We start from the raw sequence: 26,339 nt of genomic DNA on the forward strand, positions 1-26,339 counted from the left end.
ATTCTCGACCTCTTCATACGGCCACCACCCCGCCGATGCCCTCACTGCGATAAGCTCATTGCAAAGGCACCTTCGAAAAATCTGCCAAAGTAGTGCTAGTTCGGGGGGAGACCGGGTGCCTCATGAGGCACCCGGCGATCCGCTCAATCCTCGCTGAGCAGCAGGATTTCACACTCCACTTCCATCAGCGGCGCCGGCAGCAATTCGTGATCCACGCGTGTTATCGTGGCATCGGCAACCAATTGGCCGCGCACCCGGAACTCGTGTTCGGGCAGGGAGGTTACGAAGCCTTCGCCATCGCTCACGGCATCGCTCCCTGCAAAGCGCAGAACCAGAGTGTGTCGCGCGCCTGAGAAGGTGATGCTCGCCCAAGGGGCCTCGGCATGACTTACGACCTCGGCCAACGGCCCGGCGATGTCTCGGACGGACCGCAACAGCCGTTCCGCTGTACCAAGACGGCGTGGAGGCAGGGTGGTGCCGACTGAAGACTTGGTTTCAAAAGCGTTCAAATCAAGCAGCATGGACATTCTCCGCAAAAGTGTTCATGAAATGTTCTACACGTCTTACCATCGCGGAACGCGGCTCACGCCCGTTGCGCAAGTCCCCGATCAGGCGAGGATCGTGCGCAGCCAGTCGGCCGAATTTGGTCACGGGCATTCCCGTGTTCTCAATGAATTTCTCAATACGGCGGAGAAGCATGACCCTTGGACCCTCCCTGAAAGTGCGACCCGATAAAGCGACTCGAAATAGGATTTTTCCTATGTTGATCTTGAAATCCTACAATGCTAGGAAAAGTCCTTCGAAAGTGGAGTAAGGTCGATGGACAGCGAATCTGATGACGGTGCCCGGGCGCGCCTGATCGCCCTTGCTGCGGGGCGCGGCGTGAGTCTGGCGGCGCTTTCTGCGCTGATTGGCCGTAACACTACGTACCTCCAGCAATTCGTCCGCAAAGGCAGCCCGCGCAAACTGGAGGAGAACGACCGTCGCACGCTGGCAGAGTTTTTTGGCGTGCCGGAAAGCGATCTTGGCGGATTGTCGCGCGGCGGAGTGGTAACGGTAGAACAAGGGCGCGCATTGCCAGTCACAGTGCCACCGCGCGCAATGACTGCTGAATGGGCGGACATCCCCCGCCTGCCATTGGGAGCGTCCGCCGGTCCCGGCGCGCTTCCGGCAGAGGAAATTCCCTCCGGCCGCCTGCGCTTTTCCAATCGTTGGCTTAAAGGGCAGGGGCTGGAGCCCGCTATGCTCTCCGTGATTGAGGTCGAAGGCGATTCGATGGAACCGACCTTGCGTGATGGCGACGAAATTCTCGTCGACCGCACCCAGCGCCCTTTGCGTGCGGGCATTCACGTGATCCGGCTCAATGATGTGCTGCTTGTAAAACGGCTTGAACCCGGTCCCGGCGGCATGGTGCGCGTAATTTCAGACAATGCGGCCTATCCGCGCCTCGAACGTCCTATTCAGGAAGTCGAACTCGTCGGCCGCGTCGTCTGGAAAGGCGGGCGCCTCTAACTCCACCCCGGCACGGGGAGCGGCGCCATCGAAACATCCATAGTCTTGCCAATCCTTCCATCACGGGCCATCTCAACCCTATGACCCAGACCAACGCAGAACCGCCCTTCAAAGTCGCGATCATCCCTGTCACGCCGCTCCAGCAGAATTGCACGCTGGTCTGGTGCACCAAGACAATGCGCGGCGCTTTCATTGATGCAGGCGGCGATCTGGAAAAGCTGCGCAAGGCGATCGAAGTCACCGGTGTCACCATTGAAAAGCTGCTGGTGACGCATGGCCACATCGATCACTGCGGCATGACCGGGATCTTCGCCAGGGAACTGGGTGTGGAGATCGAAGGCCCACATGAAGCTGACCGCTTCTGGATCGCAAAGCTGGATGAAGACGGCCGGCGCTGGGGCATTACCGGCGAGGTGTTTGAGCCAGCCCGCTGGCTGAACGATGGTGACAAGGTGACTGTGGGTGAAGTCGAACTCGACGTTATCCATTGCCCCGGCCATACGCCCGGCCACGTGATATTCTACCACGCCCCGTCCCAAGTGGCGATAGTCGGAGACGTGATCTTCCAAGGCTCAATCGGCCGCACCGACTTCCCGCTGGGCAACCATCAGGACCTGATCGATTCGATCACTAAAAAGCTGTGGCCGCTGGGCAATGACGTGACGTTCGTTCCGGGCCACGGCCCCAACAGTACATTTGGCCGCGAACGTCAGACCAACAGCTATGTGAGCGACTACGCGCTCAGCTGATTGCTTCCCTCCGCGGGCGGCAGGAGAGGTTGAGGGGAGGGGGTGTTCGCACACGCCCCCGCCGCCAACTACATATCCCCAACTACATATCCAGCGCGATAGAAACGGCCCACACGGCCAACCCGAGTTGCGACAGCATCGTCACCAGCGTGCCGACACCGCGCAGCGCGCCCAATGGTCCGCCATCCATGCCCACTCCATGTGCAACCCGCCCCAGCATGAACGCGCCGGCCACGCCCATCAGATAGATGTTCCCAGTGCGTGCCAGTTCGATAACCGCGATCAGCACCAACATGATCGGCGTGTTTTCGATGAAGTTTGCTTGCGCGCGCATCCGGGCGATCAGGTCCATATCGCCGCCGTCACCAATGCTGATCTTTCTTGCGGTGCGCAGCATACCGATGCGGATGGAAAGCCATATGTTGATGGCTGCGGCGGCCGCAGCCGCGCACAGTGTAATGGGCAAAATAGTCATGCCTCTTGGTACTCCCCCTCGTAACATGCCGTCGACCTTGGCACTGAACGCAGTGCTAGCGTGCCTATGCTTGCAAAGCATCAGAAAATCAGTATAGGCGCGCCTTCGCCTCGTGATTTGGCGAATCCCGATCCTGCTGGCGACACGTCGCTGCGCACGGGTCCTGTGCCAAACAGGGCTTGTGCGATGGACCGGTTTTCCCTATCGCGCCCGCAACAAACTACGCAATTCAGGAACAGGTGCCGAAATGGCCGTCCCCAAAAGAAAAACTTCGCCCTCACGCCGGGGTATGCGCCGCAGCCATGGCGCACTCAGCGTTGATGCATTCCATGAATGCTCAAACTGCGGTGAACTGAAGCGTCCGCACAATCTTTGCAACGCCTGCGGTCACTACAACGGTCGCGAAGTCATCGCCGTCGGGCTTTAAGCCTTAAATCGGGGGGGACTGAGGACATGAGCCTGCCGCGTATCGCCGTCGATGCGATGGGCGGCGATGAAGGCGTGCGTGTCATGGTTGAGGGTGCGGCACTTGCCCGCCGCCGTCATGACCGCTTCAAGTTCCTTCTCGTCGGTGACGAGGCCCGCATCAAGCAGGCTCTCGAAGCGCACCCGAACCTTCGAAGCGCGGCGGAGATCCTCCACGCGCCTGATGTTGTTTCGGGTGACGAAAAGCCGACGCAGGCCCTGCGCCGCGCCAAGACCACGTCGATGGGCCTGGCGATCAATGCGGTGAAGCAGGGTGATGCCGGTGCAGCGGTTAGCGCGGGGAATACCGGTGCGCTGATGGCCATGGCCAAGCTTGCGCTGCGCACAATGCCCGGAATTGATCGCCCTGCGCTCTCTGCATTGCTGCCTACGCTGGGAGAGCATGACCTGATCATGCTCGATCTTGGCGCCAACACCGATTGCGATGCGCGTAACCTCGTGCAGTTCGCGATCATGGGTGCGGCCTATGCGCGCATTGTCAACGGGCTGGAATCGCCACGCGTGCGCCTTCTCAACATCGGCACCGAGGAATCCAAAGGCACCGATTCGTTGCGTGATGCGGCGAACCAGCTCAAGGCTTTGGCTGGTGACCTTGCGATGAGCTTCGACGGCTTCACCGAGGCTGACAAGCTTTCACGCGGGGATTGCGATGTCGTCGTGACCGACGGTTTTTCGGGCAACATCGCCCTCAAATCGATGGAAGGCGCCGCGCGCTTTGTTGCAGACTTGCTGCGCCGCAGCTTCTCCTCATCTCTGCGCTCGAAATTCGGCTTCCTGATCTCGCGTCCGGCAACCGAATTGCTCAAGCATCATCTCGATCCAAACAACCATAACGGCGCAGTCTTCCTTGGCCTTAACGGCGTCGTGGTGAAAAGCCATGGTAGTGCCACTGCGGTTGGCGTGGCCAATGCCGTGGCGGTTACCGCGCGCCTGCTGGAGGAAAACCTGACCGAGCGTATTCAAGCCGACCTTGCCCGCCTTGGCGCTGAAAGCATCCGCTCCACCGGTCGTGGCCGCAGTGCTGCTGTGTCCAATGAGGATGCGGCATGACAACTCGTGCCGTCATTCGCGGCAGTGGTTCAGCCTTGCCAGAGCGCTGCGTGACCAATGCTGAAATGACCACAATGGTCGACACGACGGACGAGTGGATCGTTGAGCGTACCGGTATTCGTCAGCGCTACATCGCGGGTGAGGGGGAGACGACTGCGACTCTCGCCACGCTGGCCGCAAGCCGCGCACTCGAAGCTGCCGGCATAGACGCGGCGCGCGTTGATCTCATCGTTCTCGCCACGGCCACACCCGATCAGACATTTCCTGCCACCGCCACGCTGGTCCAGCACAGCCTCGGCTGCAATGGCGGTATTGCGTTCGATGTTGCAGCGGTGTGCTCCGGCTTTCTCTATGCGCTTGCCACAGCAGATTCGATGATCCGCACCGGCATGGCAAAGTGTGCGCTGGTGATTGGCGCAGAAACTTTCAGCCGAATCCTCGATTGGGAAGATCGCACCACCTGTGTGCTTTTTGGCGATGGCGCGGGTGCGATTGTACTCGAAGCGCAGGACGTGGACGAGAGTGATCCCGCTGCACCCGGTGTAATCGCCACACGCCTCCACGCCGATGGCGCGCACAATGAACTGCTCTATGTCGATGGTGGCCCGTCCACCACCGGCACAGTCGGCAAAGTGCGCATGAAGGGCCGCGAAGTGTTCCGCCACGCGGTGACCAATCTTGCCAGCGTTCTGCGCGAAGTGCTTGAATCCACAGGACACAACGCTGCGGAGATCGACTGGGTCGTGCCGCATCAGGCCAATTTCCGTATTCTCGATGCAACCGCGCGCAAGCTCGACCTTCCGGCTGAAAAGGTCATCGTGACAGTCGATCGCCACGCTAATACCAGCGCTGCTTCGGTCCCACTGGCATTTGATACTGCGGTGCGCGACGGGCGGATCAAGCCCGGTCAACTCGTCATGTTCGAGGCGATGGGCGGCGGCTTTACTTGGGGGGCCAGCTTGGTCCGTGTTTGAATCGCCTGTGCGTGGATTGTCCGAAGTTGCGGTACGCAACGAGCTGGGATCTTATCCCCAAGCGATTGGATTGCGTTCTGTGGAATCCGCGTTATCATCTGGCGCTTGTCTGTAACTCTTGGGGGGTAAATTGGGGATGCGGTCTGTTGGTACATTGACGCGTGCGGATCTTGCAGAAAGCATCAATCGTCGTGTTGGCCTGTCGCGGGCAGATTCCCTTGATATGGTGGAATCCATCCTGCAGCACATGTGCAGTGCGCTTGCCGAAGGCGAGAACGTGAAGATTTCGGGTTTTGGAACTTTCCTGCTGCGTGACAAGGCAGAGCGGGTGGGCCGTAATCCAAAGACGGGCATAGAAGTGCCGATCACGCCGCGTCGCGTCCTCAGCTTCCGTGCCAGCCAGATGCTAAAGGACCGCATCGGTCAGGTCTGAACACCTGGCCGTAACCGGCACTTATGGATAAACCCAACCTTCCACACATTACCGATGGCAAAGAGCCTGATGCTCTGCGCACGATTGGCGAAGTGGCAAAGGCGTTGGGTATCCGCCAGCACGTTTTGCGTTATTGGGAAGAACAGTTCCCCTCACTTCGCCCGCTGACCCGGGCGGGTGGGCGGCGCTATTACCGACCAGAAGATGTCGCGCTGATCGCTGAGATCGACCAGTTGCTGCACCGCGAAGGTTATACGATCAAGGGTGCGAAGCAGGCGCTTCGTGGCGGCAAGGCCAAACTGGTCGCCGCTGAAAATCAGCCCGTCGTGCAGCACGCGCCGGTTGATACTGCCGCGCCACTGATCGATTTCCTGCAAGGCATCCGTGAAAGACTGGCCGCCGCGCTCGATTAATCGATCAGTTGTGGCCCCAGCGCCGGGTCCAGATCGCGCGGCCGTTTGATTTCCACCAGCCGCGCGCAGCGTTCTGTCACGTCCGACCATCGCTCGACATCCAGTTCCAGCACCGCAAACGTCGCGGTCGGGAACTTCTCTTCGACCACGTCGCGAAGGGGCGATGAACCATCGTCGGGAACCAGATCGAAGATCAGGTCTTCCAGCCCTGGATTGTGTCCCACCATCAGCACGCTGGCCGGATCGCCCGAAAGCTCTTTCAGCAAATCAATCAGTGTGGCCGAACTGGCAAGGTAGATGCGCCGGTCCCATTCGACCTTGAACGTGCATTTCCACGCCTTGCTCGCCTCTTCCACCGTCTCGGCCGCGCGCACGGCGGGGCTGGCGATCATCCGGTCAAAAGTGCGTCCCGTATCGCGGATATATGCGCCCATCGCCTGTGCCCCGCGTTGCCCACGTGCGTTCAGCGGACGGTCGAAATCGCGCGCCCGTGCGTCGCTCCAGTCCGATTTGGCATGGCGGAACAAGGCCAGTGTCTTCACGAAATCCCCTCGGGCCGCTTTGGCGCAGTCTGTTGTTCAGAAACACCGCCACTCACACTTTGTAAAGCCACATCGAGCGTCACGCGACGGATCGGTGTTCCCACAGGGAAGGCCGAGAGCAATCGCGAAGGGAAGGCGGAAGACAGCACCACGAAATGCCCCTTGTCCCCGGAAGAACGGATCAGCCGCCCGAACGCCTGCGCCAGCCGCGCACGGATAATTCGGTCGTCATAGGCAGAGCCGCCTCCTGCCAGCCGCCGCGCACGGTGCAGGATCGAAGGCTTGGGCCACGGCACCTGTTCCATCACCACCAGCCGCAGCGAATGGCCGGGCACGTCCACCCCGTCACGCAAGGCATCTGTCCCCAACAGCGACGCGCGCGGATCATCGCGGAATATGTCTACCAGCGTGCCCGTATCAATCGGATCGACATGTTGCGCAAACAGAGCAAGGCCGCTGCGCGCCAGCCGGTCAGCGATCCGGCCATAGACCGCCCGCAGCCGCCGGATGGCGGTAAACAGCCCCAGCACACCACCGCCAGAAGCCTCGATCAGCCGCCCATATGCCGCCGCCAGCGCCGGAATATCGCCCTTCGGCACATCGGTCACGATCAGCACTTCGGCCTGATTGGCATAGTCGAACGGGCTTTCCGCACCGAACAAGCGCGGATTCACATCCAGATGCGGCGCGCCACTACGTTGGACAGCGCTTGACCAGTCCTCGCCATCGCGCAGTGTGGCCGATGTCATCATCACCCCGTGTGAAGGCGCCAGCACGCTTTCGGCAAAGGGCTTCATTGGATCGAGATAATGCCGGTGCAGCCCCACATCCCACTCGCGCCCGTCCGAACGCTCGACCGCAATCCAGTCGACGAAATCAGGATCGCCCGGCCCGCCCAGCCGCGCCAGCAGCGCAATCCACCCGGCGATCAGATCGCTGCGCCAGCCAATTGCCCCGCGCGCGCCTTCGATCCGCGCGCGCGCCGGGCCATCCAGCCAGTCCGGCCCATCCTCGATCAGCGCTTCCAGCCGCAACCCCAGCCGCACCAGTGGCTTGCGCAAGGATTCCAGTGCTTCCTGCGCTCGCCCGGCCACTTCGATGAACGCGCCGTCCAGTTGCGCAATTTCCGTTTCCAGACCATAGCCCGCTTCCTGTCCACCGCTTTCATCGCGTGCATAGGCCAGCGCCCGTGCCGCGCTGAGCAGTTCTTCCATCGGCCCTGACGGTGTGCCTTCCACCACGCGCGCCAGCCAGCCTTCAGAGGGCAGAGCCTCTGCCGCCGTGCGCGCCTGCGCAATGGCGCGCTCGCCTTCCTCGTCATAGCTAGCCACATCGGCGAGCCGCGCCGAAAGCCCGCGCCGCCGTCCGCGTGATTTGCCCTCTGGCCCGATCACCCAGCGGCGCAGTTCAATCGTTTCCGCCCCGGTAATGGCTGCCGAAAACGTTGAGTCCGCAGCTTCAAACACGTGATGGCCTTCGTCGAACACGATCCGCGTCGGCCGTTGCGCCGCATCGCGTCCGCGCGCCGCGTTGACCATCACCAGCGCATGGTTGGCGATCACCAGTTCCGCATCGGCAGAGGCCCGCGCCGCGCGCTCGATGAAGCACTTGCGATAGTGCGGGCACCCTGCATAGACGCATTCGCCGCGCTGGTCGGTCAGCGCGGCAATCCCGCGCTTGCGGAACAGCGTGCCCAGCCACCCGGGCAAATCGCCGCCCACCATATCTCCATCCTGGCTGAACGCGGCCCAGCGCGCCACAAGTTGCGCCAGCACTGCCGCCCGTCCGCCAAAGCCGCCTTGCAGGGCATCCTCAAGGTTCAGCAGGCACAGGTAGTTCTCTCTCCCCTTGCGCACCACCACAGGCGGTTTGCCATTCCGCTCCGGCGGAAACGCCCGACGGCTTTCGCGCCGCAATTGCCGCTGCAACGCCTTGGTATAAGTCGAAACCCACACCGTCCCGCCCGATTGTTCGGCCCACAGCGATGCAGGCGCTAGATAGCCGAACGTCTTGCCCGTCCCGGTCCCCGCCTGCGCCAGCACCACATGCGGTTGGCGTTGATCCCGGCGTGGTGCAAACATCCGCCCCGCCTCGCGCGCATAGGCTTGCTGCGCGGGACGGCTTTCGGCGTCAACGCCGGTCAGTTGCGCCAGCCGTGCCACCACAGCTTCGTCCGAAAGCAAAACCTGTGCAGGCTGCGGGCGATCCGCTGTCTCTTCCCATTCAGGCAGGCGCGTAAACAGCCAGCGTTCAGCGCGTTGTGGCTTTTTGATACGTGGTGTCAGCAGTGTTGCCCATGGCCAGCGCATCCGTATCAGAGATTGCAGCGCCGTCCATGCACCCTCACGCTCGGCCCAGTCTTCACGCTCGCACGTTGCAAGAAGCGCCTCTGCTGCTTGCTGCAACAGCAGAGGCACCGCATCGTCACCCACAGGCTCAGGCAAATCAAGCGTGTGGGCCAGGCCTTTGGGCGTTGGCACCATGAATTTGGCCGGGTGAATGAACGCAAACAGTTCCAGAAGATCCAGCCCTGACAGATCAGGATAACCCAATCGGCTGGCGACCAGCGGCGCATTAAGCATCAGGAGCGGCGTATCGGCTGCCGCCACAATTGCATCGCCCTTGCTAACCCCGCGCGTGGAAAATCCGTCGCGCAACCAGCATCCGCCGTGGCTGGCATGAATCGCAGGAAGCGATAGGGTTGGGGTCTCGGTCACGGCCTAGCGATAGAACAGGAATGGAACACGCGGCAAGCCTGAACCCACCCCAAAAAATCCTGCCCACCGATTAACCAGCCCCCTTAAACTTTGCGCGGGCTCACCGTCCTTCTCGCTGGGAACCTTTTACCGACGCGGCTTATCCCCGCTTCGGCCCATAGTGGAGAATGGGAAATGGCAGTCATCAACACCAATATCAGCGCGGTCCGTGCGACCAACGCTTCAAATTCAGCGAACAAGATGCTCGGCGTAGCCATGGAGCGCCTGTCCACCGGCAAGCGCATCAATGGCGCCAAGGACGACGCAGCCGGCCTTGCGATCACCACGACCATGACCTCGCAGATCAAGGGTATGAGCCAGGGCGTGCGCAATGCGAACGACGGCATCAGCCTTGCTCAGACCGCCGATGGCGCGCTTAACGAAGTCACCGCGATGCTGCAGCGCATCCGTGAACTCGCCGTGCAGGCCGCATCGGGCACCTATCAGGGCTCCGACCGTGATGCGATGCAGTCGGAAGTGGAAAACCTCACCAGCCAGGTCAGCGAAGTGCTGACCAAGACCAAGTTCAACGGCAACGATCTGTTCGCTGTCGCCACGGCTCCGGTCGCCGCTGACAACCTCGATTTCGTTATCCAGACCGGCGCTGAAACCAATGACACAGTGACGCTCGTCAGCGTGGCCTTCGATGGCGACGTGCTGTTTGGAACGGGCAACACTGCCTACACGGCGGCCGGCACTCAGTCACTGAAGGTCAATGATACCGTCGCCGGTGATAACAGTGGGTCGGCTAACGCGACCGCCACAATTACCAACGTCGATGACGCACTTGCCGCCGTCAGTGCCACTCGGGCAGGCCTTGGTGCAGGGCAAAACCGCCTTGAATCGGTGATCAACAACCTCAACGACAACGTGACGAACCTGTCGGACGCCCGCTCGCGCATTCTGGACACCGACTATTCGGCAGAAACTACGCAGATGGCCAAGGCGCAGATCCTGTCGCAGGCTTCGACAGCGATGATCGCGCAGGCCAATCAGGCCCAGCAGAACGTCCTGTCGCTGCTGAAGTAAGCATGACTTCTCGCTTCTGAAGATTGCCTCCCTTCAGAAGCACCTCCACGGAACGGCGGGACCGCGTGAGCGCGGCCCCGCCTTTTCGGCGTTTTCCTACAGCGCAGGCGTTGTGATAGGCAGCGGAAATGCTGTCGTTGTCCGCCATCTACCTCTCTTCCAACGTCACCCCGGGCTCGACCCGGCGTCCCGCCTTCTTGCCGCAAATTCCGCGCCAACCGGGCGATGACAGTTTTCCTCTGGACTGTGTAAACCCCGTAAACCCCTTCAGCTTTCGCTTGCGAAACCTGAACAGCCGCGCAAAAGGGCGGGCACTATGACAGACGCTATCCACACCGCCGCCCAGACCTCCAAGGCATGGCCCTTCGAGGAAGCCCGCAAGCTCATCAAGCGCTTTCCGGGCGGCAAACGCGATGCCTCTGGCGAACTGGTGCCTGTGCTGTTCGAAACCGGCTACGGACCGTCGGGCCTGCCGCACATCGGCACGTTTCAGGAAGTTCTGCGCACCACTTTCGTCCGCCGCGCCTATGAAGTGCTGACAGGCGGCCATCCCACGCGCCTCGTTGCCTTTTCGGACGATATGGACGGGCTGCGCAAGGTGCCCGACAATGTGCCCAACAAGGCGCTGCTCGATGCACACCTCGGCCACCCACTCAGCCGCATTCCCGATCCGTTCGAGAAGTTTGAAAGCTTCGCACACCACAACAACGCGATGCTGCGCGATTTTCTCGATCGCTTCGGCTTCGATTACGAGTTCGTCTCGGCTTCCGACCGCTACAATGCAGGGGCGTTCGACGATGCGCTGAAGAACGTGCTGCGCAACTGGCAGGCGATCATGGACATCATGCTCCCCACCTTGCGCGAAGAGCGCCGCAAGACCTATTCCCCGGTCCTCCCCGTCTCGCCCACCACGGGCGAAGTGCTGCAGGTTCCGGTCGAAGTGGTGGACGCCGAAGCCGGCATCGTCCGCTTCACCGACAGCAATGGTGAAGTGATCGAACATACCGTGCTCGGCGGCTGGTCCAAGCTGCAGTGGAAGGTCGATTGGGCGATGCGCTGGGTCGCGTTGGGCGTCGACTACGAGATGTGCGGCAAGGACCTGACCGACAGCGTCACCCAGTCCGGCAAGATCGCCCGCGTGCTGGGCGGCCAGCGTCCCGAAGGCCTGATCTACGAACTCTTCCTTGATGAGAAGGGCGAGAAGATCTCCAAGTCCAAGGGCAACGGCCTGACCATCGAGCAGTGGCTCGAATATGGCAGCGAGGAATCGCTCGGCTTCTACCTGTTCCGCGAACCCAAGAGCGCGAAGTCGCTCCATGTCGGCATCATCCCCCGCGCGGTCGACGAATACTGGCAGTTCCGCGAAAAGCTGCCCGCGCAGCCGGTCGAGCAGCAACTCGGTAATCCGGTGTGGCACCTGTTGCGCACCAACGGTTACCACGGGGGCGAGGGTGACAGCCTGCCGGTAACGTACGGCCTCTTGCTCAACCTCGTCGGCGTGCTGGGCGCATCGGCTACGCGTGAGCAGGTCTGGTCCTACCTCGGCAACTATGTCGAGAACGCAGACGCCGCCGCACACCCGGCGCTCGACGGTCTGGTCACCCGCGCGCTCGCCTACAATCGCGATTTCATCGCGCCCACGCTCCAGCGCCGCAAGCCGGAGAGCAACGAAGCGCAGGCTCTGGCCGCACTCGACGAGGAACTGGCGGGCACGTCAGATGACGCGACGGCAGAGGAACTGCAGAACATCGTCTACGAGATCGGCAAGGACCCGCACTACGGCTTCGAACAGCTGCGCGATTGGTTCAAATGCCTCTACGAAACGCTGCTCGGGTCCAGCGCCGGGCCGCGCATGGGCAGCTTCATCGCGCTCTACGGCGTTGAAAACACGCGCAAACTGATCGCCGAAGCGCTGGACTGACAGGGGCAGGTGCTGATCAGTCGCGGATGACGTGCGGCACAAACCGCGCGCCGTTTGCGGTGATCAGGCCGTCCTCGCGGATGCCAAGCCCGGCAGCCTTGCCGCCGACGATCCAACTGCCCAGTACCGGATAACCTCGCCCAAAGTCGCGCAAGGGGTAGCGTTGCTGATAGACCAGCCGGTCGGTTGAATATTCACCGCCGCTGCTGGCGATGACCTGTCCATCGGCCACCACTTCAATATTGGCCCCCTCGCGCGACAGGATCGGCTTGGACACATAGTCACCGCTGACCATGCGGGGATCGAGCGTTGCTGGCAGCAGGTTTTTGTGGCCGTGGAACATGTCCCACAGGATCGCCAGCACGGCCTTGTTGCTCCACATCATCTTCCACACCGGCTCAAGCCAGATGGTATTGGTCAGATGCGGGATGATCGGCTGGCCGAACGGTTCCACCGCGATCCATTCCCACGGATAGAGCTTGAACAACGCGGTAATCAGGCCGTCATCCTGATCGACGATGCGCCCCTTGGCATCAATGCCAAGCTGTTCGATCAGCAGGCCATGTGTTTCCAGACCCGCCTGTTGCGCCAGATCGCGCATGTAGGTCGTGGTCATGGTGTCTTCGTGAACTTCATCGCCCACATGCGCAAACCACAGGCGGCGTCCCGGCAGGGCGGGGGAGATCAGTTGCCAGCGTTCGATCAGGCGTTCGTGCAGGCTGTTGAACTGATCAAGATCGGGAAACACCGCTTCTTTCCAGTACCACTGGACGATCGATGTTTCGAGCAGCGACGTTGGTGTGTCGCAATTGTATTCCAGCAGCTTGGGCGCGCCGGTGCCGTCCCACGCAAAGTCGAAGCGTCCGAAATCGAGCGCGGGGACCTGCTTGGCCCAGGCGTTGCGCACGGCAGCGTGATAGCTTTGCGGGATGCCGCAGGCGGCCAATAGCCGCTCGTCCTCCACGATGCGCGCGCCCGCTTCGATGTAGAGCGCATGAACGGCATCGGTCGCGTCTTCCAGCGTATCGATCTGTTCAAGCGTGAATTCGTAGCAAGCGGACTCATCCCAATAAGGACCGTCGACGTCGCTATGCCATAACAGGCCAAGTTCTCCGACGGCGCTTTGCCAATCGGCGCGTGGTTCCAGCGTGATACGGCGCATGGATCAGGACCGGCTGCTGGCGAACTTGCTGCCGCTCGATCCAAGCCCGGCACGCGAAGTTGCCGGCGAACGGACGATGTTGGTCGATGCCGGGGCCGCAGCATATTGTGCGCCCTTCGTGGCAAAGTGGCTGCCGGTGAAGCCCCGGTTGGGATCGTTGATGTTGTCACCGCGATGCGGGATGATGCCATTGCGCCCGATGTAGTACCAGAGGAAGGCCGATGACAGGCCACCGCCCGAACGCGCACCGGGTTTTCCACACTGTGAATCCTCTACGCGGGTTCCGTCCTGATCGACGCACACGGCGGTGTCCCGTTCGGCCAGAACGTCCTTGTCGTTGGCACTCTTTTCAGAGCAACCGCCAAGTGCGCTCAATGTTGCTGCCATTGCCGAGGTCAGTATGAGCTTTTTTTTGATCATGCGCTTGCGCTTTCCGGCCGAAGATTGGTCGTGCCATCGGGTAAATAGCGGAGGATTCTTGCTAGGCGGTAAAAAAGCGGCCGATCAGGCTGGTTACCCGGTCTTGCCTTGCGCGGCGATCCACCCGCGCACTTTGCTTTCAAGCACCTGCATCGGCAAGGCCCCGCTGCCCAGAACCTGATCGTGAAACTGGCGAATGTCGAAGCGATCACCCAAAGCGGTTTCCGCCTCTTTGCGCAGCCGCTGGATCGTCAACGCGCCGATCTTGTAGGATAGCGCTTGCCCCGGAATGGCGATGTAGCGGTCCACTTCGGCCTCGGCATCGCTGCGGCCCATGCCGGAATTGCCGAGCATATAAGCCACCGCCTGTTCGCGATTCCAGCCTTTGGTGTGCAGCCCGGTATCGACCACCAGCCGCATCGCGCGCAGCATTTCGTCGTCCAGCGTGCCCCAATGCTGCATCGGATCCTTGTAGAAGCCCATCTCGTACCCGAGCGTTTCGGCATAGAGCGCCCAGCCTTCGATATAGGCTGTGTTGCCGCCGAACCGTTGGAAATCGGGGAGGGCGGTGTTCTCTTGTGCAAGGCTGATCTGGAAATGATGGCCCGGCGCTCCTTCGTGCAGATAAAGCGTAGAAATGCCGGTGAGAAAGCGGCTTTTCAGGTCATACGAATTGAAAAAGAACGTGCCCGGCAAGCGGCCATCGGGTGACCCTTGCGCATAGCTTCCCCCGGCTTCGAACTTCGCGCGATAGGGCGGATAAGACTGAATCTGCAGCGGTGTGCGCGGCAGGTGCAGGAAGTAGCGCGGGGCCAGCGCGTCGACCTTGCGGCCCACGGCGCGGAAACCCTCGGCCAGTTCGTTTTCGGTCCGGGGGTGGTACTTCGGATCGGTGCGGATGTGATCGAAGAAGCTGCGCAAAGGCCCGGAAAAGCCAAGTTCGCCCTTCACCTGCTCCATCTCACGCTGGATACGCGCAACCTCACCAAGTCCAAGGTCATGGACGGCTGCGGGGTCAAGGTCGAGCGTGGTGTTTATCCGCACCAGACGGCGATAAAGCGCCGAACCGCCGGGTGTGGCGGACAGTCCAACAGTTGCCCGCGCGGCTGGTCTGTATTCTTCGGCAAGGAACTGGCGAAGATTGCGATATGCCGGGTAGATGACTTTCGCAGTGACCTGATAAAGTTCCTGGCGAATTCTGGTGCGCTGTGCGGCCGGCATGGCATCGGGAAAGCTGCGCGCAGCAGCCATGAAGGGCGAGCGTTCAACCGGTTGCGCCAGCAATCCATCAATCTGCGCGATCATGTTGTCCACGGTCAGTCGTGGCTCTGTCACCCCGCTGGCCACCCCTTCGCGAAAGCGTGCAATGGCCTGATCGAACACTTTGGGCAGGGCGCGATGCCGTTCTATCAGCAGTTCGTAGTCGCCGCCGTTGTCCAGCACCAATCCGCTGCCCGGTGAGGACAGTTCTGGATAGGATACGTGAAAGCCTCCAAAGTGATTGAACGGCTGGACTTCGGTCTGCGCCAACGATTCAGGCGAGAGCAGGGCCTGTTCGGCCTGCTTGGCATCCAACATCACCGCGCGTGATATGCGGTGCCCTTCATCAAGTGCAGCCGGATCAATGTCGCCCAGATCGCCTAGCAGGCGGCTGTTGGCCTCACGCCGTTCGCGGGCAAGGCGGGGGGTGAACAGCAGCAGGAACTGGCTCGTGGGCACGCGCTTGCCCTGCTGCAACGCGCCCAGTGGATCAAGCGCAAGGCTTTGGCGAAGGTCCGCAGCAAAAAGCCGGTCCAGCGCGGTATTGGCAGAAAGTGGCGGGGTGGAAATAGATGAGGCTGTGCGCTGTTCTGGCAGGGTGCCAGGCTGGGCATCGATCCGTGCCTTCGGTTCTGTCGCTACGGGCTTTGGAGCGCCGTGTTGCGCAGTTCCGGGTGACGAAGGGGCTGCCGTTGCAACAAGCAGGGACAGCGCAGCGCTACCAAGCGCGATCCGACGTATCAGCACCACGGCCGTGCCCGATACCACTTGGTCAGGACATACTTCACGCCGCGTACCACCGGCATTCCGGCGTGCATGGCGTTAGGATTGGGTGTGCCATCAGGCTTCATGTTGTTCCAGATCAGCAGGGCGCCTGGTTGGGGCGGGATGGACAGGGGCAGGCGGGTGAAGTCGGTCGTCCCGCCTTCCTCCACAGCATTGAGATAGGCCATTGCCGTCCAGCTACGCTGACCGCCACGCCTTTGTTCCGCATCCCAGAAATGTTGCGATGGCAAAAAGTGATCGTAGTGCCCCCGAAATTCCTGCCCTGGTTGATAGCGCTGGCCCTGGATCGTCTCGCCAAACGCAGGATCAATGCCCATCAGATCATCGATCCTGCGCTGCAGCATAATGATGAAAGGGTCGTTCGGATCGACGTCACCAGAGTAGCTGGTTCGCCCGGTTGCATCAGTCCCTTTGTAGGTTGGTGAAGGGCGCGCGACCGAATCGACGATAGTGATGAGCCTGCTGCATTCTGCTTCAGAGAAAAATCGCGCCACGCCAAATATTTCGAGATTGTCGACCGGCAGCCGATAGACGCCTGCGTCCTGTTGCAGCCTATTGCGGACCGTTTCACCCACACGTTTCAGGGCAAGAGTCTCAGACGAAGAACGGGCGGTCTTTCGAAAAATCGACATGTCGGGAACCGTCCTGCTTCAATGCGTTGTATGGTGCAAGCCCTGTCATTTAGTCCGAAGTGGAGGCTTAATACAGATTTCCTCAAGCATTTCCCGCAACTTTGGGTTAACCAAAATCAACATGCGTTATCTTTAGCGGTCGCTGAACGATCATAAGTTTCGATAGAGTGCGTAGGGGGCGCGTGCCTACTGTCGAGGTTGAAGACGACCTTCTGTCGTCATGAGCGTTGGTTGGCCGGAGGAGTTTTGTTTGGACGCCTTCGCTGATCCAGAACTGGAAAGCCTGAAACTCGCCGTAGCGATTTACAGTCTTCGTAGAAAACGTGACGTAGCCAGCGCTCGGCGCGGCTTGTTTGGAGAACCCGGTTGGGACATCCTTCTCGACCTTTACATTGCTGATCGTCGCCGTACCGAAGTGCAGGTATCTTCGGTGTGCCTTGACGCGGGCGTACCATCGACGACTATTTTGCGTTGGATTGCCCGGCTTGAACAGGAAGGCTTGATTTATCGCATCGCCGATAACGCGGACGCGCGCCGCCGCTATGTGCGGTTGACCGAAGACGGACATGAGATGATGCGAAACGTTCTGCGCGCAATATCGGGCACAGCTCTAGTCACCTGAATCTGAAGTACGCTTCATTGCTTTCTGGCAGAAGCGCTTGACGGAGGCGAGTATTTCGTCGGCGGATTTGGTCCAGCGATAGGGTTTTGGGTTTTCGTTGTGCGCCTCGATGAATGCGAGGATGTCCGCTTCGAGTTCGGCGGTGGATCGGTGGACGCCGCGCTGCAACTGCTTGCGCGTGAGTTCGGCGAACCATCGTTCTACCTGGTTGATCCAGGAGGCCGATGTTGGTGTGAAGTGAACATGCCAGTGCGGACGTCGTGCGAGCCATGCCTTGATCCTCGGCGTCTTGTGCGTTGCGTAGTTGTCCATCACGAGGTGCACGTCCGGCCCCTCGGGCATCGCGGCATCGATCTGCTTGAGGAAGTCGAGAAACTCGGTTGCCCGGTGGCGCTTGTAGCATTTGCCGATCACCGCCCCTGTGGCAATGTCGAGCGCCGCGAACAGCGAAGTCGTACCGTTGCGAACATAGGTATGGGTGCGCCGCTCGGGGACGCCGGGCGCCATCGGCAGAACCGGCTGTTCGCGATCGAGCGCCTGAATCTGGGACTTCTCGTCGACACACAGTACCACCGCCCGGTTCGGCGGCGCCATGTAGAGGCCGACGATGTCCTGCACCTTGTCGACGAACAGCGGATCGGTGGAGAGCTTGAAGGTCTGGGATCGGTGCGGCTGCAGGCCAAAGGCGGCCCAGATCCGGCGGATGGTGGTATGCGAAAGCCCGGTCGCGGCGGCCATTGAGCGGATCGACCAGTGGGTTGCATCCTTGGGCGTGGTGTTCAGCGTGCGCTCGATCACCTTTGCCACCTGGCCATCGGAGACGGTGCGCGGGCGGCCGGGCCGGTACTCGTCGGTGAGACCCTCGATGCGGCCCTTCACGAACCTGCGGCGCCACTTGCCAACCGTGTGCTCGTGCACCCCGAGGCGCTCGGCGACCTCCTTGCTTTGCGAGCCATCTGCGCACAGCAGGATCATCCGGCACCGATCCGATAACGACCGAGGCACCTTGTGCCGTCGAACCTGTGCCTCAAGAAAAGCGCGCTCCTCCGCGCTCAACACCACCGCATCCGCCTGCCGGCCTGCCATCGCTCATCTCCCCAAATGAATCCGGGTCAATGATACGGATTACAGTTCCGGGTGACTAGGTTGAAGCTTCAGAAAACGAAGGCCCCTCTGCCATGTGGCAAAGGGGCCTTTCTGTTGTTGGGCGATTGCTGGCGCGTGATCCCGCCGCGTTACCAGAAGAAGTTGTGAATCACGTCGACCACTTCGCCCGAATAGGTGTCAACCAGCACCACATCGTTCCAGTAACGGACCCAGCGGTAGGAGCCGTAGGCCGGCGGCAGGCGATAGGCCCACGGATCGTTGATCCAGTAGTTGTTGCCATAGAAGCCTGAATTCAGGAATATCCCGATCGACAGGCGATTGTAGCCATAGCCGCGATAGGGCGCGTAATACGTGGGCAAGCGATAGAAACCGCGGTTGGCGGCCCGGTAACGGCCCCAATCATAGCGGTTGTCGCGGCGCCAGTCATTGCTCCAGCGGCGTTGATCGCCCCGGTTGTTGTTCCAACCGTCGCGGCGTCCATTGTTGTTGTTCCACGCATTGCCGCGCCCGTCGTTGCGATTGTTGTCGCGGTAATTTCGGTTCCGGCCGCTCCAATTGCGATTGTTGTCGCGGTTGCCATCCCTGCGATCATCGTCACGCCAGTTGTTGTTTGCTCCATTGTTGCGGCCGGGAGAAGAGCCGTTCCAGCGGGTGCCATCCCAGCCGCGCTGCGGTGTAGCCTGCGCAGTGGCGGGCCGATCTGGCGTGCGGACTTGCGATGGCACAGTGGTAGGCCGCTGTGGCGTAGCTCGCTGCGGAATGCCACGGTCTTCCCGGCTCCAGCGTGCGCCGTTCTCAACATTACCTGTGCCGCGCCAACTGCCTGTAGCTGGGCGTTCTGCCCGCTGCACAGGCGCTGCTGTGCGAGGCTGCTGCTGGACGCGCTGTGGGCGCGGCTGTGTCGCCTGACGGCTGCCTGCATCGCTGCTGCGGCCCCACATCCGGCCACCACCGTCACCGCCGCGCGCGCTGCTGCGTTCGCCGCGCTGCTGGCGTTCCTGCGCCATGACTTCCAGAGGGATGGCGGTGGTTGCCATTGCCACGGCCAGTACCGCGAGGGCGCTCTTGCTGAAGATTGACTTGCCGGACATCGTGGCCGACCCTTTCCCGATTGTTGGCCATGACACTTCAGGGCCGTTACCATTTCGTAATACGTGATTCGCGCTGTCCGATGTATGAACCGGATTGACCACCTCTCGTTCAGGTTTGTGTGGAGAAACATGAATGGAGTTGACGCTGGATTGGGTGCTGGCCGATGCAACTGGGCGGCTTGCTTCAGCGGCCCAAGATCGGCGGCACGCCATGCACACGCCGGTGGTCGGCACGGCTGACGGTGACCTGCGGATCATGGTCCTGCGCGAGGCACCCGCTGATCTGGCGCGCTTGCGCTTTCATACTGACCTGCGCAGCCCCAAATGCGCGTTGATCGGTGAAGGTGCAGCTGTTTCATTGCTGGCCTATGATCCGGCAGCGCGCGTGCAACTGCGGATGCGCGGGGAAGGGTGGATCGAGCACGCGAGCCTCCTTTCCGACATTGCGTGGGAGCGCTCTGCCCCCTCCAGCCGCCGCTGCTATCTGGCCGAGGCAGGTCCGGGCGCGCTGCTGGAAGAGGCTGGTTCGGCCCTCCCCGAAGACCTGCTGCACCGCGCGCCGATGCCGGAAGAGACATTGCCCGGCCGCAGCAATTTTGCGGTGCTGCTGGTCGAAGTGCGCAGCCTTGACTGGTTGCGCCTGACGCATCTGGGCGGCGAACGCGCCCGCTTTACCCGCCCCAGCGCGGATCTGCCGTGGCGTGCGGAATGGTTGGCGCCTTGAAGGAGAACGCAATGAACAGGCTCAAGCTTGCACTTGCAGTCATGCTGCTGGCACCGGCGCCTGCGCTGGCGGCACCGGCAGCCACCTTGGCAGACCTCGCGTGGCTGCAAGGCTCATGGGAGGGTGAGGGCATCGCTGGCGCACCTGCGCTCGAAGCCTATTCCCCGCCCGCAGGTGGGCAGATGGTTGGCCACTTCCGCCAGATGAATGCCGATGGCACCGTCATGTTTTACGAGATCATCACCATCGTCGAAGAAGGTGGATCGCTCGCCTACCGGCTCAAGCACTTCAATCCCGACCTTACCGGGTGGGAGGAGAAGAACGAGGTCGAGGCTTTTGCGCTAACCGCAAAGTCAGCGGACCGGTTTGATTTCTCCGGCCTAGTCTATGAGCGCACAGGAGCCGATACAATGACCGCGTCGGTCGTGGTTGAGGAAAAGGGCAAGCGCGAAACGCTGGTCTTCCGCTTCCGCCGCAAGGGCAGATAGCGGAAGACCACGCGTCTCAGATCAGCGCGTCAGCTTCTTGTAGGCCAGCGCGGTTGGCCGGTCAGCCGCATCGCCCAGGCGGCGGCGCTTGTCTTCTTCATAAGCCGCGAAGTTGCCTTCGAACCATTCGACGTGGCTGTTGCCTTCGAAGGCCAGGATGTGCGTGGCCAGACGGTCAAGGAAGAAGCGGTCGTGCGAGATGACCACGGCGCAACCGGCGAAGTTTTCGATGGCGTCTTCCAGCGCGCTCAGCGTTTCCACGTCAAGGTCGTTGGTCGGTTCGTCAAGCAGCAGCACGTTGCCGCCCAGCTTCAGCATCTTGGCCATGTGGACGCGATTGCGTTCACCGCCTGAAAGCTTGCCGACGTTCTTCTGCTGGTCAGCGCCCTTGAAGTTGAACGCGCCGACATAGGCGCGGGTGGACATGTCCTGCTTGTTGACAGTCATGTAGTCCAGCCCGTCCGAGATTTCCTCCCAGACGTTGTTCTTGGGGTTCAGATCGTCGCGGCTCTGGTCGACATAGCCGAGGTGAACGGTGCTGCCGATTTCCACGGTGCCGCTGTCAGGCTGTTCCTTGCCGGTGAGGATCTTGAACAGCGTGGACTTGCCCGCGCCGTTCGGCCCGATGATGCCCACGATGCCGCCTGGTGGCAGCATGAAGGACAGGTCTTCGAACAGCAGCTTGTCGCCATAGGCCTTCGAGATGTTCTTGACCTCGATAACCTTGCCGCCAAGGCGTTCGGGCACCTGAATGACGATCTGCGCCTTGCCGATCGGGCGATTGTCCTGCGCGTTCTGCAGTTCCTCGAACTTGCGGATACGCGCCTTGCTCTTGGTCTGGCGGGCGGCTGGCGTCTGCCGGATCCATTCGAGTTCGCGGGTAAGGGCCTTCTTCTTGCCGCTTTCCTCGCGATCTTCCTGCTCAAGGCGCTTGGCCTTCTTTTCCAGATAGGTCGAATAGTTGCCCTCGTAAGGGAAGTACTTTCCGCGGTCGAGTTCGAGGATCCAGCCCACCACGTTGTCGAGGAAGTAGCGGTCATGGGTGATCATCAGCACCGCGCCAGCATATTCTTTAAGGTGGTTTTCCAGCCAGTTGACCGATTCAGCGTCAAGGTGGTTGGTCGGTTCGTCGAGCAGCAGGATTGAAGGCTTCTGGATCAGCAGACGAGTCAGCGCGATGCGGCGCTTTTCGCCGCCCGATAGACTGTTCACCGGCCAATCGCCCGGCGGGCAACGCAGCGCTTCCATCGCGATTTCAAGCTGGTTGTCGAGCGTCCAGCCATCGACCGCGTCGATCTTGTCCTGCAACTCGCTCATCTCGGCGCCCAGCGCATCGAAATCGGCGTCTTCCTCTGCCATTTCCATGCCGATCGCATTGAAACGGTCAACCATGTCGGCAATCGCGCGCGCACCATCCTTGACGTTTTCAAGAACAGTCTTGCTCTCGTCGAGCTGCGGTTCCTGTTCAAGATAGCCGACCGTAATGTTCTCACCCGCCCAGGCCTCGCCGGTGTAATCCTTGTCGATCCCGGCCATGATCTTGATAAGCGTCGATTTACCGGCACCGTTGGGGCCAACGATGCCGATCTTTGCGCCTTGGTAGAATTGCAAGCTGATGTCGCTCAGCACCGGCTTTTGCGCGCCGGGGAAAGTCTTCGTCATGTTCTTCATGACGTAGGCATATTGGGCAGCCATGTCGGGTCCTTGGATGAATGGCGAAAAGGAGTTGCGCCGCCTCTACCGAACAGGAACCGCGCGGGCAAGCGTGGCCTGAGAATCAATGGGCGCGCAACAAGGGCGACGGCGGGGCTTGGCAGCGGCAAGGCGGGGCGATAGCAAGGTTGCATGAGAAACCTTTCCTGCGCTGTTGCGCTCACCGCCGCTCTTCTTTCCTCAACAGCTTATGCGCAGGAGCCGAAGGGCGATGTCGCGTGGGACATCCTCGCAGGGCTCACCAGCGAAGTCGGCCCGCGTATGCCGGGCAGCGAGGCTGAGGCGCGTGCCCGTGTTTGGGCCGATGCGCGGTTGAAATCGCTGGGCTTCAGCAACGTCACCGTGGAACCATTCCCCATCCGTGGTTACGTGCGCGGGCGGGACGAGGGGAGCCTGATTGCGCCGATCCCGTTCAAGCTGGCGGTAACGGCGCTTGGCTATAGCGGCACGACGCCCGAAAAGGGTGTCGAAGGCGAGGTTGTCTATTTCCCCACGCTCGATGCGCTAAAGGCCGCGCCCGCAGGTTCGCTCACCGGCAAGATCGCCTTCATCGACCACGCGATGAAGCGCGCGCAGGATGGCAGCGGCTATGGTCCCTATGGCGCTGTGCGCAGGCAGGGACCAGCCATCGCTGCGGGCAAGGGTGCACTCGCCACGGTGATCCGCTCCATCGGCACGGACAATCACCGCAATCCGCACACCGGCGGCACCACATTCCCCGATGGCGTGAAGGCCATCCCGGCGGGCGCGGTTTCAAACCCGGATGCCGATCTGATTGCGCGCATCGCCCGCAGCGGCAAGCCGATCCGGTTGAACCTGACGCTGACCGGCAAGACCGTGGATGGTCTGCCATCGGGCAACGTCTATGCCGATCTTCCGGGCCGTGACCCTTCGCTTCCCGCGATCCTGCTCGGGTGCCATCTCGACAGTTGGGATCTGGGCACCGGCGCGATTGACGATGCGGCGGGCTGCGCGATCATCACCGCCGCAGCCTTGAAAGCGCAGGAGGGCGGCAAACCTCTGCGCACGATCCGCGTGTTTTGGGCAGGCTCCGAAGAACTGGGCGGTTTTGGCGGCAAAGCCTTTGCCGAAAAGCACGCTGAACCTTACGCGCTGGCCATGGAAAGCGATTTCGGCGCAGCCAAGGTCTGGCGCGTGACGTTCAGCATGACCGAGGCGAACAAGGCCTTGACCGACCGGATTGCTACCGCGCTGTCACCGATGGGGATCGTGCGCGGGGCGGGCAAGGCCAGCGGCGGCACCGACGTTGCACCGGTCATTGCCAAGCAGAAGTTGGCCGTGGTGGACCTTGATCAAGACGGTACGCACTACTTCGATCTGCACCACACGCCTGATGATACGCTCGACAAGGTTGATCCGGCGGAACTGGCGCAGAACGTTGCGGCGTGGACTGAAGTGCTGAAGATCGTGGCGAACGAGGCGGGGCCGATTGCTGCGGTGGAGTAGAGGGCAGCGCTTTCGCTACGTAATTCGCTCTAAAATGCGTCATTCCCGCCTGCGCGGGAATGACGCAGCTTTGGGATCACAAACTTCAATCCGCGTCTTCGGGAAATTCCACCACGGTAGTCACGCCGTTGCTGCTGTCCGTGGTCACTTCTCCGCCAAGCTGCGCGACGAACCCTTTGATTATTGTGGTTCCCAGCCCGCGATGGCGTGGGGCTTCGTTTCCGCTTGCCGGATAAAAGCCCCTGCCATTGTCGGCGATGGTGAGGCGCAGGCGGCTGCTTCCTCTACGCTCCAGCGTCAGCCGCACTTCGCCCGGTTGCCCTTCTGCAAAGGCGTGCTTGATCGAATTGTTGAGCACTTCGGTGACGAGAAGCATCAGCGTCATCATCCGGTCCACCGCGATGCGGGCGTCAACGGCGTTGACCTCAATCGTCACGTGGCTGGCGGCGGCCACGTCTTGTGCATGGCGCACCACGCTCTCAATTTGCTCAGGCAGCGCAAGTTCGCGCGCCGCAGGATCGTAAAGCTGGCGATGGACACGGCCCATCAGTTCGATGCGGGTATCGGCGCTTTCCAGAATGCGCATGGCCGAGGCTGGATCGCGCTCAATCTGGCGGCGTTGCAGACGCAGCATTGATGATACCGACGCAAGGTTGTTGGCCACGCGGTGCTGCAATTCCTTGAACAACAAGGTTTGCTGATCGGCCATCGCGGCAAGCTGATCCTGGTTTTCCTCCAACCGCGCCTGGCGTTGCTGAAGGCCATCGATCAACCAGATGTCCACCACCACGACGGCGCTGAAGAACAGCAGCGCAGTCGCCACCGGCACGCTCAGTTCGAAGCTTTCGAACGGCGGGATGAAGTAGAACCACGATGCGAAGAAGCTGATCGCCGCACAAAGCGCACCGGGGCCGCGTCCGCCAATAAACGCCGCGATGATGACCGCTGGAAAGAAGGTCAGGAACGGGAAGCCCGGTGGCAGCAGATGGTCCGCCGCAAACCGGACAGCAATCGCCAGCACAGCAAACAGCACAGCGAGCGAATAGGCTGCCAGCCTGCCGCGAACGGGTCTGAAAAGGGCGCGGGCAGCGGGCAACATATCTTGCGCACGATTGCCAGCAAGATCATCGCTTGGCAATGTCACATGACAGAGGCCCGCCGAAATAATCGACGGCCCTCTGGTTACATTTGCAATTTGTTGTTCAGATGCGCTCGATGACGATGGCGGGGGCCATACCGCCTGCCGCGCACATCGTGACAAGTCCGTAGCGCCCGCCAGACCGCTCCAGTTCATCCAGCGCGGTGCCGATGAGGATCGACCCTGTCGCGCCAATCGGATGGCCCAGCGCCATGGCGCCTCCGTTGATGTTCACCTTCGCACGGTCCAGTTCCAGATCGCGGATGAACTTTTCGGCGACGACTGCGAAGGCCTCGTTGATTTCCCAGACGTCGATGTCGTCCTTGGTCAGGCCTGCCTTGGCCAGAACCTTCTTCGCTGCCGGAACCGGCGCATTGAGCATCAACGTGGGATCATCGCCTTGGTTGGCATAGGCGACGATGCGCGCGCGGGGCTTCATCCCGTGCTTTTCGGCATAGGCGGGCGAGACGATCAGGATCGCCGCTGCACCATCGACCACGCCGGAGGAGTTACCAGCGTGATGGAAGTGCTGGATTTCCACGTCGGGGTAGCGGCGGTTGATCTGCTTGCGGAACGTGGTGCCGCCAAGGTCAAAGTCCGCAAGGCCTGCGAAACTCGGCTTGAGGGCGGCCAGACCTTCGGCGGTGGTTTCAGGGCGAGGGAACTCTTCACGATCGAGCGCGACCGAGCCGTCCTCGTTCAGCACCGGCACCACTGATTTGTCAAAGCGCCCTTCCTTGATCGCCATGTCGGCACGCTGCTGGCTGACCAGAGCCAGCCCGTCGAGTGCCTCGCGGCTGATGCCTTCGATGCTGGCGATGGCATCACCGCACACGCCCTGATGCGATTGCGGGTGCAGCGCATCCAGCGCCATGTTGCCCGATCCCATGCCCAGCGGCTTGATCCCGGCATTGGCCTGTTCGGCGCCATGCGCGATGGTGAAGCTCATCATTTCGGTGCCGCCTGCGATCACGCAGTCTTCCATGCCCGACATGACTGACGCGCAGGCGAGGTTTACGGACGTGATGCCGCCGCCGCAGAAGCGATCCAGAGTCGTGCCGCTGGCCGAAATGTCATAGCCAGCCGCAAGCGCCGCCATGCGGCCAAGGTCGCCGCCCTGCTTGCCGTACTGCGAAGATGTCGACCAGATAATGTCGTCCACCGTTGCAGTATCAAGATTATTTCGCTCTTTCAGCGCCTTGAGTACGGTCGCCGCCAAATGCTGCGGGTGCAGGTGCGAAAGCGCACCCTTGCCGGGCTTGCCCACTCCGCGCGGGGTGCGGACGGCGTCGATGATATAGGCTTCAGGCATGGCAGACTCTCCAGTGCGGCTTATTTAATCGCTCGATTAACAAAGCCTGCCCGCTGGTGCAAGCGCAATCCGGGAGG

At 61.3% G+C, this 26,339-nt stretch carries 27 protein-coding genes; 13 read left to right on the forward strand and 14 right to left on the reverse strand.

What is annotated here, in order from left to right; genetic code table 11:
- Positions 1-143 precede the first annotated feature (143 nt).
- Positions 144-521, reverse strand: coding sequence for a hypothetical protein (locus B7X90_RS07790; RefSeq protein WP_292623273.1), 378 nt, complete (start codon positions 519-521; stop codon positions 144-146).
- Positions 511-699, reverse strand: a complete 189-nt coding sequence (locus B7X90_RS07795; RefSeq protein WP_292623274.1) for a hypothetical protein — start codon at positions 697-699, stop codon at positions 511-513. The genes B7X90_RS07790 and B7X90_RS07795 overlap by 11 nt, the downstream gene beginning before the upstream one ends.
- A gap of 120 nt (positions 700-819) precedes the next feature.
- Here B7X90_RS07795 and B7X90_RS07800 point away from each other — a divergent pair, with 120 nt between their 5' ends.
- Together B7X90_RS07800 and B7X90_RS07805 are read left to right on the forward strand one after the other, a co-directional pair.
- A complete protein-coding gene (locus B7X90_RS07800) occupies positions 820-1,512 on the forward strand; it encodes a S24 family peptidase (RefSeq protein ID WP_292623275.1) in 693 nt (230 codons plus the stop codon).
- Positions 1,513-1,592: 80 nt separating this feature from the next.
- Positions 1,593-2,261 carry an MBL fold metallo-hydrolase gene (locus B7X90_RS07805; protein WP_292623276.1) on the forward strand — a complete coding sequence of 223 codons (669 nt, stop codon included), beginning with the start codon at positions 1,593-1,595 and terminating at the stop codon, positions 2,259-2,261.
- 82 nt (positions 2,262-2,343) lie between these two features.
- On the opposite strand, the gene B7X90_RS07810 is transcribed toward B7X90_RS07805, so the two are convergent.
- A complete protein-coding gene (locus B7X90_RS07810; protein ID WP_292623278.1) occupies positions 2,344-2,736 on the reverse strand; it encodes an MAPEG family protein in 393 nt (130 codons plus the stop codon).
- A gap of 247 nt (positions 2,737-2,983) precedes the next feature.
- Between B7X90_RS07810 and rpmF the strand changes: the two genes are divergently transcribed.
- The 5 genes from rpmF (at position 2,984) to B7X90_RS07835 (ending at position 6,092) form a co-directional block, all read left to right on the forward strand.
- Positions 2,984-3,163 carry a 50S ribosomal protein L32 gene (gene rpmF / locus B7X90_RS07815; protein WP_292623280.1) on the forward strand — a complete coding sequence of 60 codons (180 nt, stop codon included), beginning with the start codon at positions 2,984-2,986 and terminating at the stop codon, positions 3,161-3,163.
- A 26-nt stretch (positions 3,164-3,189) separates the two neighbouring features.
- A complete protein-coding gene (plsX, locus tag B7X90_RS07820; RefSeq protein ID WP_292623282.1) occupies positions 3,190-4,272 on the forward strand; it encodes a phosphate acyltransferase PlsX in 1,083 nt (360 codons plus the stop codon).
- Positions 4,269-5,246 (forward strand): beta-ketoacyl-ACP synthase III, encoded by a 978-nt coding sequence (locus B7X90_RS07825; protein ID WP_292623285.1) that lies wholly within the window; start codon positions 4,269-4,271, stop codon positions 5,244-5,246. The genes plsX and B7X90_RS07825 overlap by 4 nt, the downstream gene beginning before the upstream one ends.
- Positions 5,247-5,382: 136 nt before the next feature.
- Positions 5,383-5,679, forward strand: coding sequence for an integration host factor subunit alpha (locus tag B7X90_RS07830; protein WP_292623286.1), 297 nt, complete (start codon positions 5,383-5,385; stop codon positions 5,677-5,679).
- A 23-nt stretch (positions 5,680-5,702) separates the two neighbouring features.
- Positions 5,703-6,092 carry a MerR family transcriptional regulator gene (locus tag B7X90_RS07835; protein WP_292623288.1) on the forward strand — a complete coding sequence of 130 codons (390 nt, stop codon included), beginning with the start codon at positions 5,703-5,705 and terminating at the stop codon, positions 6,090-6,092.
- Here B7X90_RS07835 and B7X90_RS07840 read toward each other — a convergent pair.
- Together B7X90_RS07840 and B7X90_RS07845 are read right to left on the reverse strand one after the other, a co-directional pair.
- The gene (locus tag B7X90_RS07840) at positions 6,089-6,634 is read right to left on the reverse strand and encodes a histidine phosphatase family protein (protein WP_292623290.1); all 546 of its coding nucleotides are present in this window, start codon (positions 6,632-6,634) and stop codon (positions 6,089-6,091) included. The genes B7X90_RS07835 and B7X90_RS07840 overlap by 4 nt on opposite strands.
- A complete protein-coding gene (locus B7X90_RS07845; protein ID WP_292623292.1) occupies positions 6,631-9,351 on the reverse strand; it encodes an ATP-dependent DNA helicase in 2,721 nt (906 codons plus the stop codon). Before B7X90_RS07845 ends, B7X90_RS07840 begins: the two co-directional genes overlap by 4 nt.
- Positions 9,352-9,525: 174 nt before the next feature.
- Between B7X90_RS07845 and B7X90_RS07850 the strand changes: the two genes are divergently transcribed.
- Both B7X90_RS07850 and B7X90_RS07855 read left to right on the forward strand, forming a co-directional pair.
- Entirely contained in the window at positions 9,526-10,419 is an 894-nt protein-coding gene (locus B7X90_RS07850) for a flagellin (RefSeq protein WP_292623294.1), read from the forward strand.
- A 316-nt stretch (positions 10,420-10,735) separates the two neighbouring features.
- Positions 10,736-12,340, forward strand: a complete 1,605-nt coding sequence (locus tag B7X90_RS07855) for a lysine--tRNA ligase (protein WP_292623296.1) — start codon at positions 10,736-10,738, stop codon at positions 12,338-12,340.
- Positions 12,341-12,356: 16 nt separating this feature from the next.
- Here the strand turns inward: B7X90_RS07855 and B7X90_RS07860 are convergent, their stop codons facing one another.
- From B7X90_RS07860 to B7X90_RS07875, 4 genes are all read right to left on the reverse strand, one after another.
- Positions 12,357-13,502, reverse strand: coding sequence for a glutathionylspermidine synthase family protein (locus B7X90_RS07860; RefSeq protein WP_292623299.1), 1,146 nt, complete (start codon positions 13,500-13,502; stop codon positions 12,357-12,359).
- Between the two features lie 3 nt (positions 13,503-13,505).
- The gene (locus tag B7X90_RS07865; RefSeq protein ID WP_292623301.1) at positions 13,506-13,922 is read right to left on the reverse strand and encodes a hypothetical protein; all 417 of its coding nucleotides are present in this window, start codon (positions 13,920-13,922) and stop codon (positions 13,506-13,508) included.
- A gap of 93 nt (positions 13,923-14,015) precedes the next feature.
- Complete coding sequence (locus tag B7X90_RS07870) at positions 14,016-15,929, reverse strand: DUF885 family protein (RefSeq protein ID WP_292623302.1); 1,914 nt, start codon at positions 15,927-15,929, stop codon at positions 14,016-14,018.
- Positions 15,923-16,600: a 2OG-Fe(II) oxygenase gene (locus B7X90_RS07875; RefSeq protein WP_292623303.1), complete on the reverse strand. Its 678-nt coding sequence runs from the start codon at positions 16,598-16,600 to the stop codon at positions 15,923-15,925. The genes B7X90_RS07870 and B7X90_RS07875 overlap by 7 nt, the downstream gene beginning before the upstream one ends.
- A 250-nt stretch (positions 16,601-16,850) precedes the next feature.
- On the opposite strand from B7X90_RS07875, the gene B7X90_RS07880 reads away from it, so the two are divergent.
- Positions 16,851-17,222, forward strand: coding sequence for a MarR family transcriptional regulator (locus tag B7X90_RS07880; protein WP_292623307.1), 372 nt, complete (start codon positions 16,851-16,853; stop codon positions 17,220-17,222).
- Here the strand turns inward: B7X90_RS07880 and B7X90_RS07885 are convergent.
- Positions 17,211-18,308, reverse strand: a complete 1,098-nt coding sequence (locus B7X90_RS07885; RefSeq protein ID WP_292623309.1) for an IS630 family transposase — start codon at positions 18,306-18,308, stop codon at positions 17,211-17,213. The two genes, B7X90_RS07880 and B7X90_RS07885, sit on opposite strands and share 12 nt — an antisense overlap.
- A 149-nt stretch (positions 18,309-18,457) precedes the next feature.
- Positions 18,458-19,420, reverse strand: a complete 963-nt coding sequence (locus B7X90_RS07890; protein ID WP_292623311.1) for an RcnB family protein — start codon at positions 19,418-19,420, stop codon at positions 18,458-18,460.
- Between the two features lie 133 nt (positions 19,421-19,553).
- Between B7X90_RS07890 and B7X90_RS07895 the strand changes: the two genes are divergently transcribed.
- Together B7X90_RS07895 and B7X90_RS07900 are read left to right on the forward strand one after the other, a co-directional pair.
- Positions 19,554-20,144 (forward strand): flavin-binding protein, encoded by a 591-nt coding sequence (locus B7X90_RS07895; RefSeq protein ID WP_292623313.1) that lies wholly within the window; start codon positions 19,554-19,556, stop codon positions 20,142-20,144.
- Between the two features lie 11 nt (positions 20,145-20,155).
- Positions 20,156-20,632 (forward strand): DUF6265 family protein, encoded by a 477-nt coding sequence (locus tag B7X90_RS07900; RefSeq protein ID WP_292623316.1) that lies wholly within the window; start codon positions 20,156-20,158, stop codon positions 20,630-20,632.
- A 21-nt stretch (positions 20,633-20,653) separates the two neighbouring features.
- Here B7X90_RS07900 and ettA read toward each other — a convergent pair whose 3' ends face one another.
- On the reverse strand, positions 20,654-22,327 hold the full coding sequence (ettA, locus tag B7X90_RS07905; protein WP_292623318.1) for an energy-dependent translational throttle protein EttA: 1,674 nt from the start codon (positions 22,325-22,327) through the stop codon (positions 20,654-20,656).
- A 150-nt stretch (positions 22,328-22,477) separates the two neighbouring features.
- On the opposite strand from ettA, the gene B7X90_RS07910 reads away from it, so the two are divergent.
- The gene (locus tag B7X90_RS07910) at positions 22,478-23,812 is read left to right on the forward strand and encodes a M28 family peptidase (protein ID WP_292623319.1); all 1,335 of its coding nucleotides are present in this window, start codon (positions 22,478-22,480) and stop codon (positions 23,810-23,812) included.
- An 85-nt stretch (positions 23,813-23,897) separates the two neighbouring features.
- Here the strand turns inward: B7X90_RS07910 and B7X90_RS07915 are convergent, their stop codons facing one another.
- On the reverse strand, positions 23,898-24,956 hold the full coding sequence (locus B7X90_RS07915) for a DUF4118 domain-containing protein (RefSeq protein ID WP_292623321.1): 1,059 nt from the start codon (positions 24,954-24,956) through the stop codon (positions 23,898-23,900).
- Positions 24,957-25,014: 58 nt separating this feature from the next.
- The gene (locus B7X90_RS07920) at positions 25,015-26,262 is read right to left on the reverse strand and encodes an acetyl-CoA C-acetyltransferase (RefSeq protein ID WP_292623325.1); all 1,248 of its coding nucleotides are present in this window, start codon (positions 26,260-26,262) and stop codon (positions 25,015-25,017) included.
- Between the last annotated feature and the right edge of the window lie 77 nt (positions 26,263-26,339).

Origin of the sequence: Novosphingobium sp. 17-62-19, assembly GCF_002256775.1 — a bacterium.
Taxonomy (GTDB): Bacteria; Pseudomonadota; Alphaproteobacteria; order Sphingomonadales; family Sphingomonadaceae; genus Novosphingobium.

Bases quoted from the DNA above. Each gene is read 5' to 3' on its own strand.
- B7X90_RS07885 (WP_292623309.1), bottom strand. From the start codon at position 18,308: ATGGCAGGCCGGCAGGCGGATGCGGTGGTGTTGAGCGCGGAGGAGCGC.
- B7X90_RS07810 (WP_292623278.1), bottom strand. From the start codon at position 2,736: ATGACTATTTTGCCCATTACACTGTGCGCGGCTGCGGCCGCCGCAGCC.
- B7X90_RS07790 (WP_292623273.1), bottom strand. From the start codon at position 521: ATGCTGCTTGATTTGAACGCTTTTGAAACCAAGTCTTCAGTCGGCACC.
- B7X90_RS07895 (WP_292623313.1), top strand. From the start codon at position 19,554: ATGGAGTTGACGCTGGATTGGGTGCTGGCCGATGCAACTGGGCGGCTT.
- B7X90_RS07830 (WP_292623286.1), top strand. From the start codon at position 5,383: ATGCGGTCTGTTGGTACATTGACGCGTGCGGATCTTGCAGAAAGCATC.
- rpmF (WP_292623280.1), top strand. From the start codon at position 2,984: ATGGCCGTCCCCAAAAGAAAAACTTCGCCCTCACGCCGGGGTATGCGC.
- B7X90_RS07825 (WP_292623285.1), top strand. From the start codon at position 4,269: ATGACAACTCGTGCCGTCATTCGCGGCAGTGGTTCAGCCTTGCCAGAG.
- B7X90_RS07875 (WP_292623303.1), bottom strand. From the start codon at position 16,600: ATGTCGATTTTTCGAAAGACCGCCCGTTCTTCGTCTGAGACTCTTGCC.
- B7X90_RS07920 (WP_292623325.1), bottom strand. From the start codon at position 26,262: ATGCCTGAAGCCTATATCATCGACGCCGTCCGCACCCCGCGCGGAGTG.
- B7X90_RS07805 (WP_292623276.1), top strand. From the start codon at position 1,593: ATGACCCAGACCAACGCAGAACCGCCCTTCAAAGTCGCGATCATCCCT.
- plsX (WP_292623282.1), top strand. From the start codon at position 3,190: ATGAGCCTGCCGCGTATCGCCGTCGATGCGATGGGCGGCGATGAAGGC.
- B7X90_RS07865 (WP_292623301.1), bottom strand. From the start codon at position 13,922: ATGATCAAAAAAAAGCTCATACTGACCTCGGCAATGGCAGCAACATTG.
- B7X90_RS07850 (WP_292623294.1), top strand. From the start codon at position 9,526: ATGGCAGTCATCAACACCAATATCAGCGCGGTCCGTGCGACCAACGCT.
- B7X90_RS07835 (WP_292623288.1), top strand. From the start codon at position 5,703: ATGGATAAACCCAACCTTCCACACATTACCGATGGCAAAGAGCCTGAT.
- B7X90_RS07855 (WP_292623296.1), top strand. From the start codon at position 10,736: ATGACAGACGCTATCCACACCGCCGCCCAGACCTCCAAGGCATGGCCC.
- B7X90_RS07860 (WP_292623299.1), bottom strand. From the start codon at position 13,502: ATGCGCCGTATCACGCTGGAACCACGCGCCGATTGGCAAAGCGCCGTC.
- B7X90_RS07890 (WP_292623311.1), bottom strand. From the start codon at position 19,420: ATGTCCGGCAAGTCAATCTTCAGCAAGAGCGCCCTCGCGGTACTGGCC.
- B7X90_RS07910 (WP_292623319.1), top strand. From the start codon at position 22,478: ATGAGAAACCTTTCCTGCGCTGTTGCGCTCACCGCCGCTCTTCTTTCC.
- ettA (WP_292623318.1), bottom strand. From the start codon at position 22,327: ATGGCTGCCCAATATGCCTACGTCATGAAGAACATGACGAAGACTTTC.
- B7X90_RS07900 (WP_292623316.1), top strand. From the start codon at position 20,156: ATGAACAGGCTCAAGCTTGCACTTGCAGTCATGCTGCTGGCACCGGCG.
- B7X90_RS07800 (WP_292623275.1), top strand. From the start codon at position 820: ATGGACAGCGAATCTGATGACGGTGCCCGGGCGCGCCTGATCGCCCTT.
- B7X90_RS07795 (WP_292623274.1), bottom strand. From the start codon at position 699: ATGCTTCTCCGCCGTATTGAGAAATTCATTGAGAACACGGGAATGCCC.